The organism is Phenylobacterium montanum (assembly GCF_018135625.1).
Lineage (GTDB): Bacteria > Pseudomonadota > Alphaproteobacteria > Caulobacterales > Caulobacteraceae > Poindextera > Poindextera montana.
Genome location: NZ_CP073078.1, coordinates 2,684,873 through 2,703,434, shown reverse-complemented (window position 1 = coordinate 2,703,434; position 18,562 = coordinate 2,684,873). Strand labels below are relative to the sequence as shown.

General features: G+C 65.7%; 16 protein-coding genes. 10 read left to right on the top strand and 6 right to left on the bottom strand.

What is annotated here, in order from left to right:
• Window positions 1–502: 502 nt before the first annotated feature.
• A complete protein-coding gene (locus tag KCG34_RS12120) occupies window positions 503–1,363 on the bottom strand; it encodes an acyl-CoA thioester hydrolase/BAAT C-terminal domain-containing protein (protein WP_211940602.1) in 861 nt (286 codons plus the stop codon).
• Between the two features lie 47 nt (window positions 1,364–1,410).
• On the opposite strand from KCG34_RS12120, the gene KCG34_RS12115 reads away from it, so the two are divergent.
• The 9 genes from KCG34_RS12115 (at window position 1,411) to KCG34_RS12075 (ending at window position 13,672) form a co-directional block, all read left to right on the top strand.
• Complete coding sequence (locus tag KCG34_RS12115; RefSeq protein ID WP_211940601.1) at window positions 1,411–2,034, top strand: TetR/AcrR family transcriptional regulator; 624 nt, start codon at window positions 1,411–1,413, stop codon at window positions 2,032–2,034.
• A 214-nt stretch (window positions 2,035–2,248) separates the two neighbouring features.
• Entirely contained in the window at window positions 2,249–3,265 is a 1,017-nt protein-coding gene (locus KCG34_RS12110; protein WP_249138317.1) for a methyltransferase, read from the top strand.
• Between the two features lie 537 nt (window positions 3,266–3,802).
• Window positions 3,803–4,735, top strand: coding sequence for an AraC family transcriptional regulator (locus KCG34_RS12105; RefSeq protein ID WP_211940599.1), 933 nt, complete (start codon window positions 3,803–3,805; stop codon window positions 4,733–4,735).
• Window positions 4,736–4,852: 117 nt separating this feature from the next.
• Entirely contained in the window at window positions 4,853–5,413 is a 561-nt protein-coding gene (locus KCG34_RS12100) for a DUF3237 family protein (RefSeq protein ID WP_211940598.1), read from the top strand.
• A 26-nt stretch (window positions 5,414–5,439) separates the two neighbouring features.
• Window positions 5,440–6,732, top strand: coding sequence for a serine hydrolase domain-containing protein (locus KCG34_RS12095; protein WP_211940597.1), 1,293 nt, complete (start codon window positions 5,440–5,442; stop codon window positions 6,730–6,732).
• 38 nt (window positions 6,733–6,770) lie between these two features.
• Window positions 6,771–9,122, top strand: a complete 2,352-nt coding sequence (locus KCG34_RS12090; protein ID WP_211940596.1) for a TonB-dependent receptor — start codon at window positions 6,771–6,773, stop codon at window positions 9,120–9,122.
• A gap of 15 nt (window positions 9,123–9,137) precedes the next feature.
• A complete protein-coding gene (locus tag KCG34_RS12085) occupies window positions 9,138–11,045 on the top strand; it encodes a CocE/NonD family hydrolase (protein ID WP_211940595.1) in 1,908 nt (635 codons plus the stop codon).
• Between the two features lie 567 nt (window positions 11,046–11,612).
• The gene (locus tag KCG34_RS12080) at window positions 11,613–12,926 is read left to right on the top strand and encodes a hypothetical protein (RefSeq protein WP_211940594.1); all 1,314 of its coding nucleotides are present in this window, start codon (window positions 11,613–11,615) and stop codon (window positions 12,924–12,926) included.
• On the top strand, window positions 12,923–13,672 hold the full coding sequence (locus KCG34_RS12075) for an Imm52 family immunity protein (RefSeq protein WP_211940593.1): 750 nt from the start codon (window positions 12,923–12,925) through the stop codon (window positions 13,670–13,672). Before KCG34_RS12080 ends, KCG34_RS12075 begins: the two co-directional genes overlap by 4 nt.
• 417 nt (window positions 13,673–14,089) lie before the next feature.
• On the opposite strand, the gene KCG34_RS12070 is transcribed toward KCG34_RS12075, so the two are convergent.
• Window positions 14,090–14,371: a metal-sensitive transcriptional regulator gene (locus KCG34_RS12070; protein WP_367576031.1), complete on the bottom strand. Its 282-nt coding sequence runs from the start codon at window positions 14,369–14,371 to the stop codon at window positions 14,090–14,092.
• 113 nt (window positions 14,372–14,484) lie between these two features.
• Between KCG34_RS12070 and KCG34_RS12065 the strand changes: the two genes are divergently transcribed.
• Window positions 14,485–16,842, top strand: coding sequence for a heavy metal translocating P-type ATPase (locus tag KCG34_RS12065; RefSeq protein ID WP_211940591.1), 2,358 nt, complete (start codon window positions 14,485–14,487; stop codon window positions 16,840–16,842).
• A 37-nt stretch (window positions 16,843–16,879) separates the two neighbouring features.
• Here the strand turns inward: KCG34_RS12065 and KCG34_RS12060 are convergent, their stop codons facing one another.
• The 4 genes from KCG34_RS12060 to KCG34_RS12045 are packed head-to-tail and all read right to left on the bottom strand — an operon-like array spanning window position 16,880 to window position 18,544.
• Window positions 16,880–17,455, bottom strand: a complete 576-nt coding sequence (locus KCG34_RS12060; protein ID WP_211940590.1) for an RNA polymerase sigma factor — start codon at window positions 17,453–17,455, stop codon at window positions 16,880–16,882.
• Window positions 17,452–17,892 carry a Spy/CpxP family protein refolding chaperone gene (locus KCG34_RS12055; RefSeq protein WP_211940589.1) on the bottom strand — a complete coding sequence of 147 codons (441 nt, stop codon included), beginning with the start codon at window positions 17,890–17,892 and terminating at the stop codon, window positions 17,452–17,454. The genes KCG34_RS12060 and KCG34_RS12055 overlap by 4 nt, the downstream gene beginning before the upstream one ends.
• Complete coding sequence (locus tag KCG34_RS12050; protein ID WP_211940588.1) at window positions 17,889–18,179, bottom strand: hypothetical protein; 291 nt, start codon at window positions 18,177–18,179, stop codon at window positions 17,889–17,891. Before KCG34_RS12050 ends, KCG34_RS12055 begins: the two co-directional genes overlap by 4 nt.
• A 47-nt stretch (window positions 18,180–18,226) precedes the next feature.
• Window positions 18,227–18,544 (bottom strand): copper-binding protein, encoded by a 318-nt coding sequence (locus tag KCG34_RS12045; RefSeq protein ID WP_211940587.1) that lies wholly within the window; start codon window positions 18,542–18,544, stop codon window positions 18,227–18,229.
• Between the last annotated feature and the right edge of the window lie 18 nt (window positions 18,545–18,562).

The window sequence follows — 18,562 nt, the reverse complement described above, 5'->3', positions numbered from 1 at the left end:
GAGCCGGCCTCGCCACGGCTTGGTTAGTTCTAATTTTGACACTTACCTTGTTCATATTCACATTGAGCTTAGCGCTATACAATTCGTTACATCCGGGATGCGTCAGAGATGAATACGGAGATTACTATTGCGTGCCTTCTGCAGGAGTGCTTCTTGCGTGCGCTTTCCCGCTCGCCTTTCCGATCGTCTCGGCCATCCTAAAGCTGCGTATTTCATGGCGGTCGACAAAGGCCGCTGAGGGTCGACTCCGACCATTGGGTCAGCGCCGACAACTCGCCGTTCGCGGCGCCGGCGCCCGGCGTGCCTGAACGGAGAGTTTCTGGAGCCATCCCGATGGCCGCTCATGGCGCATCTCGCCCGTTGAGATGGTCGGGCAGGGCGTCGCCAGCAGGAGACATCCCGGCTGGACAGCCTACGCAGCGCCAGTTCCTCCAGAGCCGACACTGCGGTCGGCCGGTGAGGGCGGCGCACAGCTCAGGCCGCACGAGCAGTGCGATGGACATCAAGATCCGTTGTCCAACTGCAGGCGGCGGATGATCAGTTCCCAGACTGCTGCGCCTAGCTCGCGGTCCGCGGCGGGGGCGCCGCCCCAGGCGCGTTCAATGGGCGCCGAGCGTTGAGTTTCGCCGGGGAATACCGGGCTATGGCCTGCGTCGGGATGCTCGATGAGCATGGCGGACCTGCCGTGCTGTTCGAGCCGCTCCAAGATCCTGCGCGCCTGAGTGTCGGAGGGCCAAAGGGCGTCTGACTTGCCCGCGACCAAGATGATCTCGCCGCGGATCTGCTCGACAGGGATCGAGGCGGCCGGCACGTCTTCCTCAAAGGTCTTTAGGCTGAGTTCGTAGGTCGGCCGATAGACCGGGTTGCGCGTACCAAAGGGCGGCCAGGCGCGAGGATCCCAGACCAGGAACGGAAGCGGCGAGCCCTCCCAAGTGAAGGATGAGCGCGGCGGCCAGGCGGACCCGTCGAGTCCCGGCCCGTTGTTCTGCCAGACCACGGCGGAGGGACTGATCGCGATCACATGGTCCACACGGGAATCCCTTGTAGCCGCGAGCAGGGCGGCCTTTGCTCCGAACGATGCGCCGAGGATGGCGATGCGATCGCACCCTTCGGCCTGCAGGTGGTCGACTCCGCGGATGAAGGTTTCCAGGGGCACCAGGTTGATGCCCGGCGGCTGACCTTCGCCGCCCCACCAGCGCAGGGCGAGCGACGTCGCGCCAAGGTCGGCGAAAAGTTTGGCCCGCTCCTCGTCCACCCGTCCGCTCGAGCCTGTCAGAACCATCACGCCCAGCCCGTTCGGGAACTTCGGCCGGATCAGTGCGCCTTGCACGTCGCTGCGGGTCAGGTGTTCGGTCGAGGTCATCCCAGAGGCTCCGCCTTTGCTCTCGAAAAATATGCACTGTGCATAAAATGCATGATGTGTATTTTTGGGCAATGGACGAAATTGTTTCCGACAAGGCCGTACGCCGCCGAAGTGGCGCCAAGCGCGAACGGACGCGTGCAGCGCTCATCGCCGCCGCTGGGGATTTGATCCGCGACCAGGGCTATGAGGCGGCAACATTGGAGGCTATCGCCGCAAAGGCCGGAATGACCCGAGGGGCGATCTATGGCAACTTCGCCAATCGCGACGATCTATTCGCCGAGGTGGCGCTCGATCGCTGGGCTCCGGTGATGCCGGAGCATGTGCCGGGGACCAGCTTTCGAGAGCATATGGCCCGGCTCGGCCGCGCTTATGCTTTGGCGGCACGTCAGCGGGCGCCGGTAGCCATCCATTCGGCCTCGTTCCAGCTCCAGGTTCGCCGGCACGAGGCGCTGCGGCGGCGGCTCGCGGTCCAGGGGCGCGAGCTCATCGAGAACACCGCCAGAGAGCTGCTGAGGCTCTATCCTCAGGAGGAATTGCCGATGCCAGCCGTACCGCTAATTAAGGCGCTGGCTGCCTTGGGCGAGGGGCTCATGGCAGCCTACTTCGCCGATCCCGACGAGTATCCAGAAGAGGTCTTTGTCGCGGCCTTCGAGGCCTTCGCGGTACGCTGACTCCCCAATTGCTGCCGTTCGGTCCGGCGGAGCTAGGGCAGGGCCAGTTTCGAGATAGCTGACTTCCGCGCCGCGGGGAGGGAGGCGAACGGCCCTTGGCCGTTAGCCGCGAAACCATGCCGGTCCAGGCCTTGCTGGACATCAAAGCGGCTTGGCCGCAACGTGAGGGCGACGTCCGCGCTATGCGGAACGCCGTTCGCCGATGGGGGCGCCAATGGTAACGCTGACGCCGGATCGTGTCTTGAATCTGGGTCTTGGCTTTTGGGGGCCGAAAGCTCTGCTCAGCGCCGTCGAATTGGGCGTCTTCGGAGCGTTGGCAGCCGGGCCAGCGAGTCTCGAAACATTGAGCGGGAAGCTCGGCCTGCATCAGCGGTCGGCTCGCGACTTCCTCGACGCGCTAGTGGCGCTACAGGTCCTGGAGCGCGAGGACGGGCAGTATCGCAACGCGCCCGACGCGGATCTGTTCTTGGATCCCGCAAAGCCGAGCTATGTCGGCGGCATGCTAGAAATGGCCAATGCCCGGCTCTACCGCTTCTGGGGTGACCTGACCGAGGGGCTGCGGACGGGCCAGCCTCAGAGCGAGATCAAGACCGGCGGCGATTTCTTCGCGACGCTCTACGCCGAACCGGAGCATTTGCGCGGGTTCCTGAGCGGCATGAGCGGGATCAGCGCCGGCGCCGCCCAGGCTCTGGCGGCCAAGTTCGATTGGTCACGCTACGCCAGCGTCATGGACGTCGGCGCCGCGCAGGGCATGGTCCCGGTCACGCTGGCCCGCGCGCACCCCCATCTCGCCGTCGTGGGCTTCGATCTGCCGCCGGTACGGCCCGTGTTCGAGGCGTTCGTCGAAGACCATGGCCTGTCGCAGCGGGTCACGTTTCATCCCGGGAACTTCTTTGACGATCCGCTGCCCCAGGCCGACGTGATCGTTCTGGGCCATATCCTCCATGACTGGGACCTCAAGCAGAAGCTGGCTTTGCTTGCAAAGGTGTTCGAGGCCCTCCCCGAGGGGGGAGCGGTCGTGGTCTATGAAGCGATCATCGACGATGAGCGGCGTGAGAACGTCTTTGGCCTGCTGATGAGCCTGAATATGCTTATCGAGACCTCCGGCGGCTTCGACTACACGGGCGCCGACTGTCAGGCCTGGATGCGTCAGGTCGGATTTGAGCGGACGCGCGTCGAACCGCTGGTCGGGCCGGATTCGATGGTAATCGGCTTCAAGCCGACCGCCTGACCACGCACGGCGTGATTGGAAACGGGGCGGTCGTCGCTATCCCGGCACGACCGAATCGGTCCGATTCCTATTCGAAAATCCGATACATCGCTGGCAGGGATGGCTCTAGGTGTCGCATTTTGGCCCAATGTGGCGCCCGGTCTGGGCGTCGCCAGAATAAGTCGCTACTCTCGAATGAGCCATCTCTTGGGCGTCCGCAAAGCGGCATTGGGGTGGATGGTGGAACTGAAGTGCGTTCTGGAAGCCGGGCTGTTCCTCGAGCACAGGCCCGCGAGGCGATGCCGTTTATGGGGCCTTGTGACGGGGACCTCGTTATACGCGGGTTGCGCGTGCTTCCAAAATTCGTCGTGAGACGGCTTGGCCTTTTAAACCCCCTCCCATAGCCGGAACTGAATGGGAGCTCGAGGCAAGAGCCGTCGACATCTGGTCAATCTCGTCGTTATGTCGCATAACATTCTGCGTGTGTCGTCGATGTGACACGCCGATCCGGTGATTCAAGGGATGCGGATGGGGAATATTTATTTCTCCGCGGAGAGCTTGCAGCCTGAGGTGCGGGCCGCGGGGTATCAAACGGCCCTGCGCGACTACCTGGCTGTTGCGGGGTTTGCGGCGCACGTCGAGGTCGCGCCGGTGCGGCCGCGGCTGATCGACGCCAGCATCAGTCTGTTCAGAATCGGCGAATTGCATGGGGCGGTTCACCGCATCAACGTTCCGCATCGGATGGCCGCCGCGCCGCCCGTCGGGGGCATCTCTGGGCTCGACTTCTACCTCGTCACCAAGGGCGGCCTGCAGTTGGCGACCGACGAGGGCGAGATTGGCCTGGGCGCGGGGGAGATGGCGCTGTTGCGTTCGGAGGCCGCACTCGAGGCCGCCTCCGCCGGGGTCGAGATGATCGCCCTGTCGATGCCAGCGGCGATGGCGGCGTCCCATCCCTTCGGTCGGGACGTGGCCGTCAACAGGCCCATGCCAGGCGGCACCGGCCTGTCGGCCTGCCTCGCAGCGATGCTTTCCACCGCCGCTGGGCGAGGCGACGACTTGGCCGCCGCGGAAGGCGCGGTGCTGCAGGCAGCGCTACTGGACGCGGTGCTGTTCCTGGCCTCAGCCAAACCACGGCTGGACGAGCCGGAGATGTCCGCTCAGCAGGCGGAGACGCTCGCCCGCCTCAAGTCTATAGCGCTCGGGGCGCTGAGCGAGCCGGAACTCGATCCCCAGAGCGTGGCGCGGACAGCCGGCGTGTCCGTCCGCACGCTGCATCGCCTATTCAATCTGTCGGGGATCACCTTTGGCGGCTGGCTGCGCGCAGAGCGGCTGGAGCGATGCCGGCGCGAGCTGGCCGATCCGGGCCAACGCCGCCGAACCGTCGCGTCGGTGGCCTTCAGTTGGGGATTCAACGACATCTCAACCTTCAACCGGGCGTTCCGCGATCACTATGACCTCACGCCCCAGGCCCTTCGCCGTAGCCTGGTCTGAGCCCTCCCAACACATTGGCGTTCAGCGCCAACCCCGATGGCAGGCAACGCCGAGACCGGCGCGGCCCCGATCCGTATTGATACGGATGAAGCGTCCCTTGCGGTGGAGACTGTTTGCATGAGCCTGACACGAAGAGCCGCAGCGGCGCTACTGGGCGGCCTTCCCATGCTGGGCAGCGGCGCCAGCGCCGCGGCGCAAGCCGAGGGCGCGGGACTGAAGGTGCTGGACCCGATCCGCACCGAGCTGGTGATGAACCTGGTGGTGACCTGCTCGGCGCCCGAGCGGCCCGGGCCTGATCCCCACGCGCCGGACGGCCTGCGCGACGAGATCTGGCCGATCGTCGGGGGCCGCTTCTGGGGCGCCAATATCCGTGGGCAGGTGATCCCCGGCGGCGGCGATTTCCCCTTCACCCGGCCGGACGGCGTGGTGATCGTCGACGCCCTCTACCGACTGAAGACCGACGACGCGGTCCAGATCATCATCCACAACGAGGGCTTCGCCTACAGCGAGACCGCGTACCGGCTGATGCCCAGGTTCACGGTCGGGGCAGGCAAGTACGACTGGCTGAATAAGTCCCTGTTCCTCGCCACCCTGATCTACCCGCCCCCGCCGGAGATGCGGCTGGCCAAGGGACCGAACGAGAACGATCGCCTGATCCAGGTCCACCGGGTCCTGTGATGGTCATGTCGAGATTGAGAAATGCGATGCAGAAGCCGAACGCCGTGAACCGGATCGTCGAAACATCGCGGGCCGGAGCTTCCGCAGCCGGCGCCGCCCTGTTGCTGGCCCTGGCGCCGGCCGCGACCCTGGCCCAGCCGGCTTCCTATGGCGGGGGCGGCGCGCCGCCGGAAGCCGCAGCGGCGCCGGGCCTCGCCGCCTCCACCGTCCCGCCCGCCATCCAGCAGGTGCGCCGCCACATGCTGGACGCCGACGTCAACAGCCTGACCTTCCACGCGATGGACCAGATCTTCTACACCCGCGTGGTCGGGCGCAGCGGGCCGGTCTGGGAGCTGCCCTCGGTGACCCGGCCGCTCGACTTTACCTATGTCTATGACGGCAAGACCTACGCGGCCGATGAATTCTTGGAGCGCAACCGCACCAACGCGCTCCTGATCCTCAAGGGCGGCAAGATCGTCACTGAGATCTACCGCAACAACACCGGCCCCAATACCCGCTTCATGTCCTGGTCGATGGCCAAGTCGATCACCTCGCTGATGGTCGGGCTGGCGGTCAGCGAGGGGCGCATCCATTCGATCGACGACCCCATAGTTCGCTACCTGCCGGAGCTGAAGGACGGCGGCTACAAGGCCGCGACCATCCGTGACGTGCTGGAGATGAAGTCCGGGGTCGACTACGAGGAGCGCTACGACTTCGAGCACCCGGGGACCGCGGCGCGCAACCACGAGAGCAGCCTGGTGGAGAACGTGACCCGCTTCGCCGATGCGGCCAGGACCATCCCCTCCAAGGCCCCGCCCGGGACCCTGTTCCAGTACAAGACCCTGGATACGGCGGTGCTGGGCTGGCTGGTCGAGCGGGTTGCCGGCATGAACGCCGCCAGCTACATGACAAGCCGGATCTGGGAGCGCCTGGGCGCCCAGTCCGACGCCTTCTTCATCATGGACGGCCCGCCCGGCGTCGGGCGCGAATTCACCGGCGCGGGCTTCAACGCCACGCTCCGGGACTATGCGCGCCTGGGCCAGATGGTGCTGGACGGGGGCTCAGCTCACGGCGAGCAGATCGTGCCCAAGGCCTGGATCGAGGAAGCCACCCGGTCCTACGTGAAGGACTCGCCCGAGGGAGGTTACGGCTATCAATGGTGGGTCGCGCCGGGCGGCAAGAGCTTCTACGCCCTCGGCCTGCAGGGCCAGTACATCTTCGTCGATCCGGCTTCGCGGACCGTGATCGTCAAGCTGAGCTACTTCAAGCCCGGCGACCAGACCGCCTACGCAGAGGCCGCGGCCTTCATGCAGGCGGCCGCAGCCTGGCGGCCGAACTGAACCCCGTCCAACCGACCCCCGTAAAACAAGGATAGGCAATGCCTAGATCGGAAGGCCAGCGCCTCAAGCTGGCCCTGCTGGGCTCGTGCGCCCTGCTCATCGCCGCGCCGACCCATCACGCCCAGGCGCAGACCGCGCCGCCCGCGTCGCCCGCGTCAGACACGGCCGCAGCGCTCCCCCAGATCATCGTCACGGTCAACAAGCGGCGCGAGGCGTCCGAGCGCGTGCCGATCAGCCTCGTCGCCCTGGACCAGAAGGCGCTGGCCAAGGACGGGGTGAAATCGATCACCGACCTGGCCGCCATCGCGCCGGGGGTCGAGTTCGACACCTCCGCCGGCTTTGGGCCGGGGACCGAGACCAACATCGCCATCCGCGGGATCAATTCCAGCGTCGGCGCCTCGACCACCGGGGTCTATATCGACGACACCCCGATTCAGACCCGGATCGCCGCCCTCTCTTATTTCGGCAATCCCTATCCGGCGATCTTCGATGTGGACCACATCGAGGTCGACCGCGGCCCCCAGGGGACCCTGTTCGGCGCCGGCTCTGAGGGCGGCGCGGTGCGGTTCATATCGCCCGAGCCGAGCCTGACCAAATATTCCGGCCTGGCCTCGGCCGAGCTTTCCGACACCGAGGGCGGCGATCCCAGCTACGAGGCGGGCCTGGCCATAGGCGGGCCGATCGTGGCCGACCGGCTGGGCTTCCGCGCCAGCCTCTGGGGTCGGCGCGACGGCGGCTATGTCGACCACGTCGATCCGTTCAACGGGCAGGTCGTCGACAAGAACGCGAACTCGACCGACTCCTATTCGGCGCGCCTAGTCTTCAAGCTGAAGGTCAGCGAGAACTTCACCGTCGAGCCGTCGCTGTTCGCCCAATCCGTGAACAACCACGACTCCGGGGCCTATTTCGAATACCTGTCCGACCCCGGCAAGGGCGAGTTCCGCAACGGCCGCCTGCTGGCCCAGCCCAGCCGCGACCAGTTCCTCTTGCCGTCGCTCAAGCTGGAATACGACTTCGGCAAGGTCACCCTGGCCTCGATCACCTCAGGCCTGTCGCGTAACGGCAAGCTCACCGACGACACCACCAGCTACAATGGTTTCGTCTTCGGCGGCTTCGGCAACCCCTTGGGCGTCGCCTATCCCAGCAGCTACGCCGACGCCGGTCCGGAATATATCCGCACCGGCGTGCATTCCTTCAGCCAGGAGCTGCGCCTGTCCTCCAGCGTCGACCCGAACCTTTTGTGGACCGCGGGCCTGTTCTATTCGCGCGCGGTGCAGAAGGACTACCAGGACGTCACCGCGCCCAAGATCTCCCAGACCATCTTTGGCGACGCGCCAGACGCGCCCCTGTTCCTGTCGACCATCAAGTCGACCGACCAGCAGTACGCCGCCTTTGGCCAGGTCGATTTCAAGCTGCTGCCCAAGCTGACCCTGACCACCGGCCTGCGCGTCGCCCGGGTCGAGGCCTCGTACCAGCAACTGCAGTCCGGCCCCCTGGCGGACAGCCTGTTCCCGGTCTCGGCTGGCTCTCAAAAGCAGACGCCGCTGTCGGGCAAGATCGCCCTGGCCTATCAGGCCACGCCCGATGACCTGCTCTACGGCTCCGTCAGCCGCGGTTATCGGATCGGCGGCGCCAACCAGCCGATCCCGCTGGCCAGCACAAGCAATCCCGCCGGCTGCGCTTTGCCGTCAGAACCGGGGCCGTTCAATTCCGACTCAGTCTGGAGCTACGAGGTCGGCGCCAAGGGGCGGGCCCTCGATCGCAAGCTGCAGTTCGACGCCAGCGCCTTCTATATCGACTGGCAGAACATCCAGCAGATCGTCGCCATTTCCAGCTGCGCCTTCGACTTCATCGCCAACACCGGCTCAGCGGTCAGCCAGGGCTTCGACCTGTCGCTGCGGTATGCGCCCGACGATCACTGGAACTTCGCCTTCTCGGCCGCCTATACCGACGCCCACATCACCCGCACCGCGACGTTCGACGGGGCGGTCATCGTGGAAAAGGGCGACACGGTCGGGGTCCTGCCGACGGTGAACTCGCCCTGGGACATCAACGGCTCGGTCGAATACCGGTTCGACTTCACCGGTCGCCGCGACGGCTATGTGCGGGTCGAGGACATCTATCACAGCCGCAATCCGGGGCCTTACAGCAGCTACAATCCCCAGAACCTGCTCTACGACACGGCGATCCCGGCCAATCCGGCGACCAACGAATTGCGGGTGCGCGCCGGCGGGACCTACCGCGGCGTCGACCTGTCCCTGTTCGCCAACAACGTTCTGGACGCCCATCCGGCGCTCTATCGCTATCACGACCTGCCGGGTTCGACCCTGTTCACCAACGTGACCCTCCGTCCCCGGACCATCGGAGTGTCGGTCGCCTACCGCTACTAGACGAGCGTGATCACCATGGCCTCATCCGTGCGAATGGCTTTCGTCCGCCGCCTGGCCTTCGCCAGCGTGGCCGTGCTCGCCGGCATGGCGTTCGGCGGCGCGCCGGCCGCGGCGCAGCAGCGCTCCAGCCAGCTGGCTGGCCAGCACGCCGCGGCCTTCTTCGCCCACCGCGTCACCGGCTACCTGACCACCCGCGACGGCGTGCAGCTGCGCTACAGCGTGCTGCTGCCCAAGGCCAAGGGCCGGTTCCCGGTGATCATCAACTACAGCGGCTATGATCCGGGTGCGATCGGTGGGGCGGCCTACCTGGACGGCGACACCGCCATGAGCGCCGGGCTGGACCGCGACCTGGTCCAGCACGGCTATGCGGTGATGGGGGTCAACGCCCGCGGGACCGCCTGTTCCGAAGGGGTGTTCGACTTCCTGGGCGCCTCCTACGGCCAGGACGGCGCCGACATCGTCGAGTTCGCCGCCGGCCAGGACTGGTCGAACGGGGCAGTGGGCATGGCCAACTGGTCCTGGGCCGGCATGTCGCAGATCGCCACCGCCTCCGAGCGGCCGCCGCACCTGAAGGCGATCGCGCCGGGCATGGTGCTAGGTGATGCGCGCCTGGACAGCTGGGCGCCGGGCGGGGTCGAGGCGCCCGGCTTCGTCGCCGACTGGTGGGACTTCCTGCACAGCCGCTGGGAGTCGGCCCGCAAGAGCGCCGAGGCCGAGGGCGACACGCGTTGCCTGGCCCAGATCAAGCAGAACCTGGTCACCTCCGAGCCTCATTCGCCCTCGGCCATCATCCTGCAGCACCCCCTGCGCGACGCCTTCATCGAACAGCGCCATCTGGCCGCCCGGACGAGCCGCATCCAGGTCCCGGTGCTTTCGATGGAGGCCTTCCAGGACGAGGCCGTGACTTCGCGCGAGGGCTACTATCAGGAGACCCTGCCGCCCTCGCAGGTGTGGATGATCCAGAGCAATGGGCCGCACGACCTCTATGAATCCCTGGCCTTCCGCCCGACCCTGATCGCCTTCTTCGACCGTTTCGTGAAGGGCGAGCCAAATGGCTTCGACACGCGCCCGCACCTGCAGGTGTGGATGGAGACCGCCAGCGCCGGAACCGGCGAGCACGGCTATTTCGAACAGGCCAAGCCCCGCTATGTGCTGAGCTGGCCCGCGCTGCCGGCGCCGGTGACGCCGACGGTGTTCAACCTCGCCGCTAGCGGTCGCCTCGAGCGGACCGCGCCAGCGACGGAGGCCAAGTCCGACTATCGCTATCCGGTCCCCGCGCCGAGCGTCGACGCCGATTTCTCCAAGGACCAATGGGGGACGATTTCGCCGGACTACCGGCAAGGCTCGCTCGCCTTCACCAGCCAGCCCCTGACCGCTGACCTGACAGCCTACGGTTCAGCCAGCACCGACCTCTGGCTGGTTTCGCAGCGGACCGATACCGACGTCCAGGTCACCCTCACCGAGCTGCGCCCGGACGGGCAGGAAGAGTTCGTACAGAGAAGCTGGCTCAGGGCATCGGACCGCGCGGTCGACCAGGCCAGGGCCACGCCGGTTCGCGCGCCGCTGATCGACACGCCAGAGGCCCTTGCCCCGCTGACGCCCGGTGAGCCGGTTCTGCTGCGGGTGGAGTTGAACAAGTTCGCCCACGTGTTTCGCGCCGGTTCGCGCATACGCCTTTGGATCGACGCGCCAAGCGACTGGGGCGGATATAGCTTCAACGCCATTTCAATGGCGGGCGCGAACACCATCCTGACCGGGCCGGAGCATCCCTCGCGCCTCGTGCTGGGCCGGTTTTCGAGCGCCCCCCATCCTGGCGAGCGACCTGCGTGCGGAACGGTGATGAAGCAGCCCTGCAGGCCGGATCCGTTGGAGGCGACATCTGAGCGCCCAGAGCGAAAAACCGGAGGAGCGAATATTCCGTAGGAATCTACCGCTTCAAGCCAGGCGCGCTAGTGGCCCATTCGCTTCAAATCCAATGTCGGCTTTGAAGGATCTAAAGCTCGCGTTCGCTGGCACTTGGAATGTCGGCAAATGGGACCGGGCGGTCTTTAGCCGGTGTCGATGAGGGGCTTGCCAGGGGGGCACGAGCTAATCGCCCGACGGGAAGGCGCTCTTCCGTTCTTCTGCCCGAAAGCAGAGACTTTTTGCACTCTGACTGCCAGCGCCGCCAACCACCCCTATCACTCGTCTCCGCTTGCAGGGCCGCCCTGTAAGCGGCTGATTTGTCGACAGTTTTGGCGCGCAATCCGTAACGGGGGCATTTATTCGAGGCCGTCTCCTCGGCTCTTTGGGGCCGCCCGAGGCGCGCGTCTCCGCGCGGAACGCGCGTATCAGTTCGGTTTGGGTACGGGAGGCGAGGCCCGCCATACGCTGCATATGTTCTTGATTTGTTCTTGACGATCTGTTGAATCGATGTGTAGATGAGCGGTGCAGAACTGACTGTGTCCGCCTCCGGGGCGATGCGTTTCAAATCCAATCTGGGAGTCCCGCTTGATCGCAAACGATTTGCGAAAGGCATGTCGCGCGTACATCGCGGCTGCTCCAATCGAGCCGAGGCCGTGTTTCAAGGCGCAAGGCCTGATCCTTGGCGCGGGCACGGTGCTGGCCCATGTCTCAGAGGGCGAAGGCGTCAACAGCGCCGGTAAGGATCGCCTCGAAGCCCTGCTGGCCACGGCCTATGGAGAAGCTATCGGAGCCGGAACTCTTGGGCATACTCGCCAAGCCGTCGCGCATTGGAGCAAGGGCGATCACGCTCACGCCGACTTGCACTTGGCTTTGTCGGGTTTAGGCCCGCTTAGACGGCCACGCGACGATTCCGAACGGCCGTTTCTGGCGGACGCCCTTATGGAAGCCGGCGCCCGTTCGGACATGATCCTTTCGGCGCTTGGGATAGCGGCATCAACCCGGGGCCGAGCCAACAAGTTTTACAATCCTGGCCAACCGCGCGTTCCGGCTGGCAATGGCCGTGTCAGCGGCCAATGGGCGAGCGTTGCGCGCTATTTGCTTCAGAATCTATCGCGAGAGGCATTGCTGCGGTTGGCGTTGATCGCAGCTCGCTTCAGCGCACCTACCGTCTTCCTCGGGGTGCTGTTCATCCCGACCAACAAGACCTCGCCCGAAGAGGAATACCCCGTGCCAGGTCATCCGGGGCTGCGCGTCGGGCGGCTGGTCGGCGAAACCGGTTGGCGGATCATCTACAATGACGACCAGGGTGACGAGCAGGCTATCCTGCAGCAGCCCGACGGCACGCTGCACGACCCGAAGGGCCAGATCGTCGGTAGGGTCCTGCCCAATGGGCATGTGGCTATCGACTTGGCGGCGGTCGCGCCGGATCACGTCGACGAGAAGGAACCTCGCTACTGTCCTGCGCCGGTCAAGGACAAATATGGTGGAGGTCCGGACAGCGTTGCTCGCGCCTACGAGGATCAAGTCAAGCACTTCGTCAATCCCGAGGCGCCGACGCCGAGCGGTTGGGCTGTGGCGCTCCCCAACCCTGGCAATATCGCCATGCCCGTCACATTCGACGATTGCCGGCACAGCACGGGCGCAATGATCGAGGCGAAGGGACCGACCTTCACGGACTTGCTCCGGCGAGCGGCGAAGTCGAAATTCTTGGATAGCGTTGATCAAAAGACGCTCAAACAAGCGCTCAACCAGATCGCTGCCGCCGGCTCCAGGGAGATCCAGTGGTATTTCGCGGACGCCGAAGCTGCGGAACATGTGCGAAGCTTGTTCAAAAAATTCGAAGGGATGTCCGAAAGGATCGAGATCTTCGTGCTTCCATACAAGGGCCCTCGCCGATGACCGACTGCACCTATGAAATCCGGTCTGCATGGCCTGGCCGCAAAGAGGACCCCGCTGAGATCGGTCGTAAGTTTCTCGCGACCCTGGATGCATTGACCGAGGCCGACCCGGCTTTCGCCAACTGGGGAACCAGCGACGTGGACGAGACGCCGCGAGGTCAGCCTATCGCGCCGTTGCGAACCGACTTTACAAGTTGGGTCGAGGCCAATGTTGAACGAGATGACTGGGGCAAGGCGTGGCCGCAGCTGGGCTATTCCGTATGGGCCGCCAGTGGATATCGTCCCTTCGCCCCGTTGGATCCGAAATCCGTCAGCTTCTATCTGACGGCCGGATCAGAGCAGAGCAATCGCAACTGTTTCGAAGCCGGTCGATATGGAAAAGCGCCCGATCCGTCGATCGTGACCTATCCGGGATTCAAATCGGCGCTTCTGACCATGATCTCGATCTGGCCGGCCCCTTGGGCCAACGCCCGGGCAATCGTCTGGAGCGAGGAATCGCCAGCATCGCCAGGAGAACCGTCATTCCCGAAGTCCAGCTACACCATGGCATGGATGTCCTATCTCTGCGCCGAGCGCGCGGCCAAGCTCAGTGTGCCCGATACGGTTTTGGCCGAACGCACGCCGGACGGCGGCCTCTTGATGATCGCCGCAGAGGCCCGGTTCGATCCGTGGAACCCAGAACATAGGGCGCGTTCCAGGATCATGACGGAAATCATGAGGGAACACGGCGGCAATCCCTTTTGGTGACGAAATTATAAAAGTATAAATAAAATCAATATATTTTACAAAATAGCCGCATCTCGGCGGAGACCGTTCGCGGCCCGACTGCCTCCACCGCCACGCATAAGGCGTGGAATTTATCCATACTATTGGCATCCAAGGTAGTTGCGCACTTTCAGCGCGTTAGCCTTGGGCTGCGTGAAACCGGCATTCTCTCGGCGCCAAAGGGCGCTCATTCGACACCGCAACGACCCCGCATCCTCCGGCTGACTCGGCCACAGTACCCATGCCGAAAACGCGTTTGAGCGGGAGCAACTGGAGTTTCGCTAAGCCGAAGGCGCAGCCGGACGCGGTAGTGCAGGATTACTGCTGTAGGCGATATAAGCGGCGCTGGTGACCCCCTCCGGACCGGGGCGCAATCGTCCCCGATTGATTGCAAACGGCTTAGCGCGCCGTGCGCTGCAGCACTTCGACCAACTCGTCGATCTTCCGGCCCTGGTCCTCGACATCCCCGGATGAGAAAGCGCTGCGTACGCAATGGTCGATGTGGTCGCGCAGCAGCATGGCCTCGATCCGGGCCAGGGCGGCGCGCAGGGCCTGGGTCTGGGTGAGGATGTCAATGCAGTAGCGGTCTTGCTCGACCATCCGTGCGACGCCGCGCACCTGACCCTCTATGCGCCGCAGCCGGCTCAGAATTTTGGGCTTGTTGTCCTCGATCAATGTCACGGCCTCCCTATCGACGAACATACCCTGCCAGGGTATACCTTGAAATACCCATATGGGGTATATAGTTCGTGAGGGCAGGCCCGTCATGGACCGGACCTGCCGGAGACGAAGCGATGAGCGACAGCCACCATCACCATCGGCATGATCATGCCGGTCGCGCGATGGCGGCGCCCGCCGATGGCCGCATACTCGATCCGGTCTGCGGCATGACGGTCGACCCGGAGACGACGCCGCATCGGCTCGCATGGGAAGGGCGGCGGTTCTTCTTCTGCTCGGCGGGCTGCAAGACCAAGTTCGAGACGGATCCGCAGCGCTATCTTGAGCCCGAGTCGCGGCCGCCAGCACCTCCAGCGCCCGAGGGGACGATCTACACCTGCCCGATGCACCCCGAGATCCGACAGGTAGGCCCTGGCGCTTGCCCGATCTGCGGCATGGCGCTGGAACCGGCCACGGTCACCGCCGACGAGGGACCTGGCGCCGAATTGATGGACATGAGCCGGCGTTTCTGGATCGGCCTCGTCCTGGCCCTGCCGGTGCTGGCGCTTGAGATGGGCGGCCACCTGACCGGGTTGATGATGCTGATCAGCCGCCAGAACTCCACCTGGTTCCAGATGGCGCTCAGCGCCCCCGTGGTGCTCTGGGCGGGTTGGCCCTTTTTCGTGCGCGGCTGGGTGTCTCTCAGGACCCGCAAGCTCAACATGTTCACCCTGATCGCCATGGGCGTGGGCGTGGCCTGGGCCTACAGCATGGTCGCCGCCCTTGCGCCCGGCCTCTTCCCGCCGGCGTTCCGCGACACGGAGGGCGCTGTCCCGGTCTATTTCGAGGCCGCCGCCGTCATCACCGTACTGGTCCTGCTCGGCCAGGTGCTCGAACTTCGGGCTCGCGAGCGCACCTCCGGCGCGATCAAGGCGCTGCTGAACCTGGCGCCGAAGACCGCGCGCCGGGTTCGGCCGGACGGGAGCGACGAGGAGGTCACGCTTGATCTGATCCAGGTCGGCGACCGGCTGCGCGTGCGGCCAGGGGAGAAGGTTCCGGTGGACGGCGAGGTGGCCGAAGGCCGGGTCTCGATCGACGAGTCCCTGGTCACCGGCGAATCCATGCCCGTGACCAAGGAGCCGGGCGCCAAGGTCGTCGGCGGCTCGATCAACAAGACCGGCTCCTTCGTCATGAGGGCCGAACGCGTCGGGACCGACACCCTCTTGTCCCGCATCGTGCAGATGGTCGCCGAGGCCCAACGCAGCCGGGCGCCGATCCAGCGGATGGCCGACCTGGTGTCGGGCTGGTTCGTGCCGGCGGTGATCGCCGTGGCCGCGGCGGCCTTCGTGGCCTGGAGCATCGTCGGGCCTGAACCACGCTTCGCTTTCGCGTTGGTGGCGGCCGTCTCGGTGCTGATCATCGCCTGTCCGTGCGCGCTGGGGCTCGCTACGCCAATGTCGATCATGGTGGGCGTCGGACGCGGCGCCCAGGTCGGCGTCCTGATCAAGAACGCCGAAGCGCTCGAGCGCTTCGAGAAGATCGACACCCTGGTGGTCGACAAGACCGGCACGCTGACCGAGGGGCGGCCGGCCGTCATCGCGATTGAGCCGATCGCCGGTATGGCCGAAGACGAACTGCTGCGCCTGGCCGCCAGCCTGGAGCGGGGCAGCGAGCATCCGCTGGCCGACGCCGTTCTGCGCGCGGCGAAGGCGCGCGGCCTGAGCCTGTCCGAAGCCAAGGACTTCGACTCTCCGGTGGGCAAGGGGGTCCTGGGGATCGTCGACGGGAAGCGCATCGTGCTCGGCGGCGCCAGGATCATGACGGAGCAAGGAACCGACCTCACGCCTCTCGCTGCGCAAGCCGATGCTCTGCGCAGCGATGGAACCACCACCGTCTTCGCCACGATCGACGGCGAGCTCTCGGGGCTCCTGGGCATCGCCGACCCGATCAAGGCTTCGACGCCCGAGGCCGTTCGGGCGCTGCGGGCCGAAGGCGTGCGGGTCATCATGATGACCGGCGACAATCGCGCCACGGCGCTGGCCGTCGCCAAGCGGCTCGGGATCGACGAGGTCGAGGCCGAGGTGCTGCCCGAGGACAAGGCCAAGGTCGTGCAGAAGTTCCGCGCCGAGGGCCGCTCGGTGGCCATGGCCGGCGATGGGGTGAACGATGCGCCGGCGCTGGCGGCGGCGGAAGTCGGGGTGGCCATGGGCGCCGGCGCCGACGTGGCCATCGAAAGCGCCGGCGTCACCCTGCTGAAAGGGGATCTGGAGGGCCTGGTGCGCGCCCGGCGCCTGTCGCGGGCGGTGATGCGCAACATCCGCCAGAACCTGGTGTTCGCCTTTATCTACAATGCCGCGGGGGTTCCGATTGCAGCGGGCGTTCTCTATCCCGCCTTCAAATTGCTGCTCTCGCCGCAGATCGCAGCCACGGCCATGGCGCTGTCCTCGGTCAGTGTCATCAGCAATGCGCTGCGGCTACGCTCCATTCGCCTATGAGCGGAGACCACGGCGGCGGTAGGCCTCAACGCGACCCTCAGGTCATTGAGCCGCCGAGGCGAGCGGCCAAGATTTTGCGGGCGCGATAGGCCCTCGTTTCGATGGTCTTGGCCGACACGCCGAGGACGGCGCCGGCCTCTTGCTGTGAAAGGCCCTCGAACCCGGTCAGCAGCAGCGGCTCCTTGAGCTGAGGCGGGAGCGCCGCGATCGCCCGATCGAGCATCCTGGCGCGCTGGATCTGGAATAGGGTTTCTTCGGCTCCGCATGCGGGATCGGCGGCTTGCATCGCCCCGCTCTCCTCGATCGGTCTGTCCCCGAACAGCAGCCTGCGGACCTTGGACCGGCGGCTGCGGTCGCGGGCTTTGTTGATGGCGATGGTGCGTAGCCACGCCCCGAAAGGGCGGGCCGGGTCGTAGCGCCGAAGCGCGCCCCAGGCGGCGATGAAGGCCTCGTGCGCCGCCTCGTAGGCGTCATCGGGGTTACCTGTGTAGCGGCGCAGCAGGCGATAGAGGCCGTCCTTATGCCGACGGACGAGCTCGGCGAACGCGCGGTCGTCGCCTTCGGCGGCCCGTCGCGCCAGCGCCTGGTCGGCCGCCGTAGGGTCAAGGCTCACCTGGGTTCTTCGGTCAGCGACCTGGCGACGGTGGCGTCGAACTGCTCAGCCTGCTCGGGCGTCAGCACCTGGCGCATCGCCAGGACGTGCAGGATGGTCTCCTTCTGCAGGTCCCCCATGGCGTGGTGGAACCGGTCGACGGCCGCCTGCACCTCTGGCATATAGGCGTGCTGCGCCTGGATGGCGTGGGCGAGATCCGCATTGGCGGCGCGCATCTCGGCCTGCAGGGCCTGTCGGCGCTGTTCATGCTGGCGTTCTAGACCCTCGATCCGGCGCTGCTGGTCCGCCGTCAGGCGCAGTTTCTGGTGCACCAGCTCGTGCAGCGGGGTTTGCGGGCGCATTCGGTGGAGCGCGTATTCGGCGCCGCCCCAGGCCCCGATCGCCGCCACCGCGATGGAAAGGATCAGGGTCAGCGCGATGCTGCGGGCGAGGCTCATCCCTCACCATCCAGCAAGGTGGAGGGCGCAAGCAGGGTAGCCGCAGCGAATACGCCTGCAGGCTGCCCACGGGTCGCCGTCCCGATCACGACGCCGCCGGCCGCGACGCCCATGGCGAGCGCAACCGCCAAGGTCGCCGCCTGCACGGGCGCCAAGGCTGCAATGGCGCGCGTCTCGCGTCGCCGCTCGGCGATGCTCTGTTCGACCGACGCCTCGAGCCCGGCCAGTGACCGGTCCGCAGGGGCGTTGGCCAACTCGGCGATCCAGTCGTCGAGGTTCCGCGTCATGTCTCGATCGCCTCCTTGGCGTTCATGCCCTGCTTGCACATCGCTTATTATTGAGCCTGCACCGCCACGACCTCGTTTTCCGGGGTATTCAGCGTGAATTTCACTGTCTGGCCGGCCTTGGCGGTCTGCAAGGCCTCGCGGCTTGCCTTGAAGGTCATGGTCATGGCGGGCCAACCCAGGGCGGCGATCGGGCCGTGATGAATGGTCAGGGTCCCGCCCTTAGCGTCGATCGACTTGATCTGGCCGACGCCTTCGGCGGTGGCGGCGGCAGGCTGTTGCGTGCTCGAGGCTGGCGTGTCCGGCATGGTTTGGGCGAAGGCGGGGCCGGCGGCCAGCAGCGCAAGCAAAGCGAAGGGAAGTTTCATTCGGGAATCTCTGTCGTC

Coding starts and splice junctions, on each gene's coding strand:
- KCG34_RS12065 (WP_211940591.1), top strand. CDS start 14,485: ATGAGCGACAGCCACCATCACCATCGGCATGATCATGCCGGTCGCGCG.
- KCG34_RS12050 (WP_211940588.1), bottom strand. CDS start 18,179: ATGACGCGGAACCTCGACGACTGGATCGCCGAGTTGGCCAACGCCCCT.
- KCG34_RS12045 (WP_211940587.1), bottom strand. CDS start 18,544: ATGAAACTTCCCTTCGCTTTGCTTGCGCTGCTGGCCGCCGGCCCCGCC.
- KCG34_RS12075 (WP_211940593.1), top strand. CDS start 12,923: ATGACCGACTGCACCTATGAAATCCGGTCTGCATGGCCTGGCCGCAAA.
- KCG34_RS12110 (WP_249138317.1), top strand. CDS start 2,249: ATGGTAACGCTGACGCCGGATCGTGTCTTGAATCTGGGTCTTGGCTTT.
- KCG34_RS12100 (WP_211940598.1), top strand. CDS start 4,853: ATGAGCCTGACACGAAGAGCCGCAGCGGCGCTACTGGGCGGCCTTCCC.
- KCG34_RS12095 (WP_211940597.1), top strand. CDS start 5,440: ATGCAGAAGCCGAACGCCGTGAACCGGATCGTCGAAACATCGCGGGCC.
- KCG34_RS12085 (WP_211940595.1), top strand. CDS start 9,138: ATGGCCTCATCCGTGCGAATGGCTTTCGTCCGCCGCCTGGCCTTCGCC.
- KCG34_RS12120 (WP_211940602.1), bottom strand. CDS start 1,363: ATGACCTCGACCGAACACCTGACCCGCAGCGACGTGCAAGGCGCACTG.
- KCG34_RS12115 (WP_211940601.1), top strand. CDS start 1,411: ATGCATGATGTGTATTTTTGGGCAATGGACGAAATTGTTTCCGACAAG.
- KCG34_RS12090 (WP_211940596.1), top strand. CDS start 6,771: ATGCCTAGATCGGAAGGCCAGCGCCTCAAGCTGGCCCTGCTGGGCTCG.
- KCG34_RS12055 (WP_211940589.1), bottom strand. CDS start 17,892: ATGAGCCTCGCCCGCAGCATCGCGCTGACCCTGATCCTTTCCATCGCG.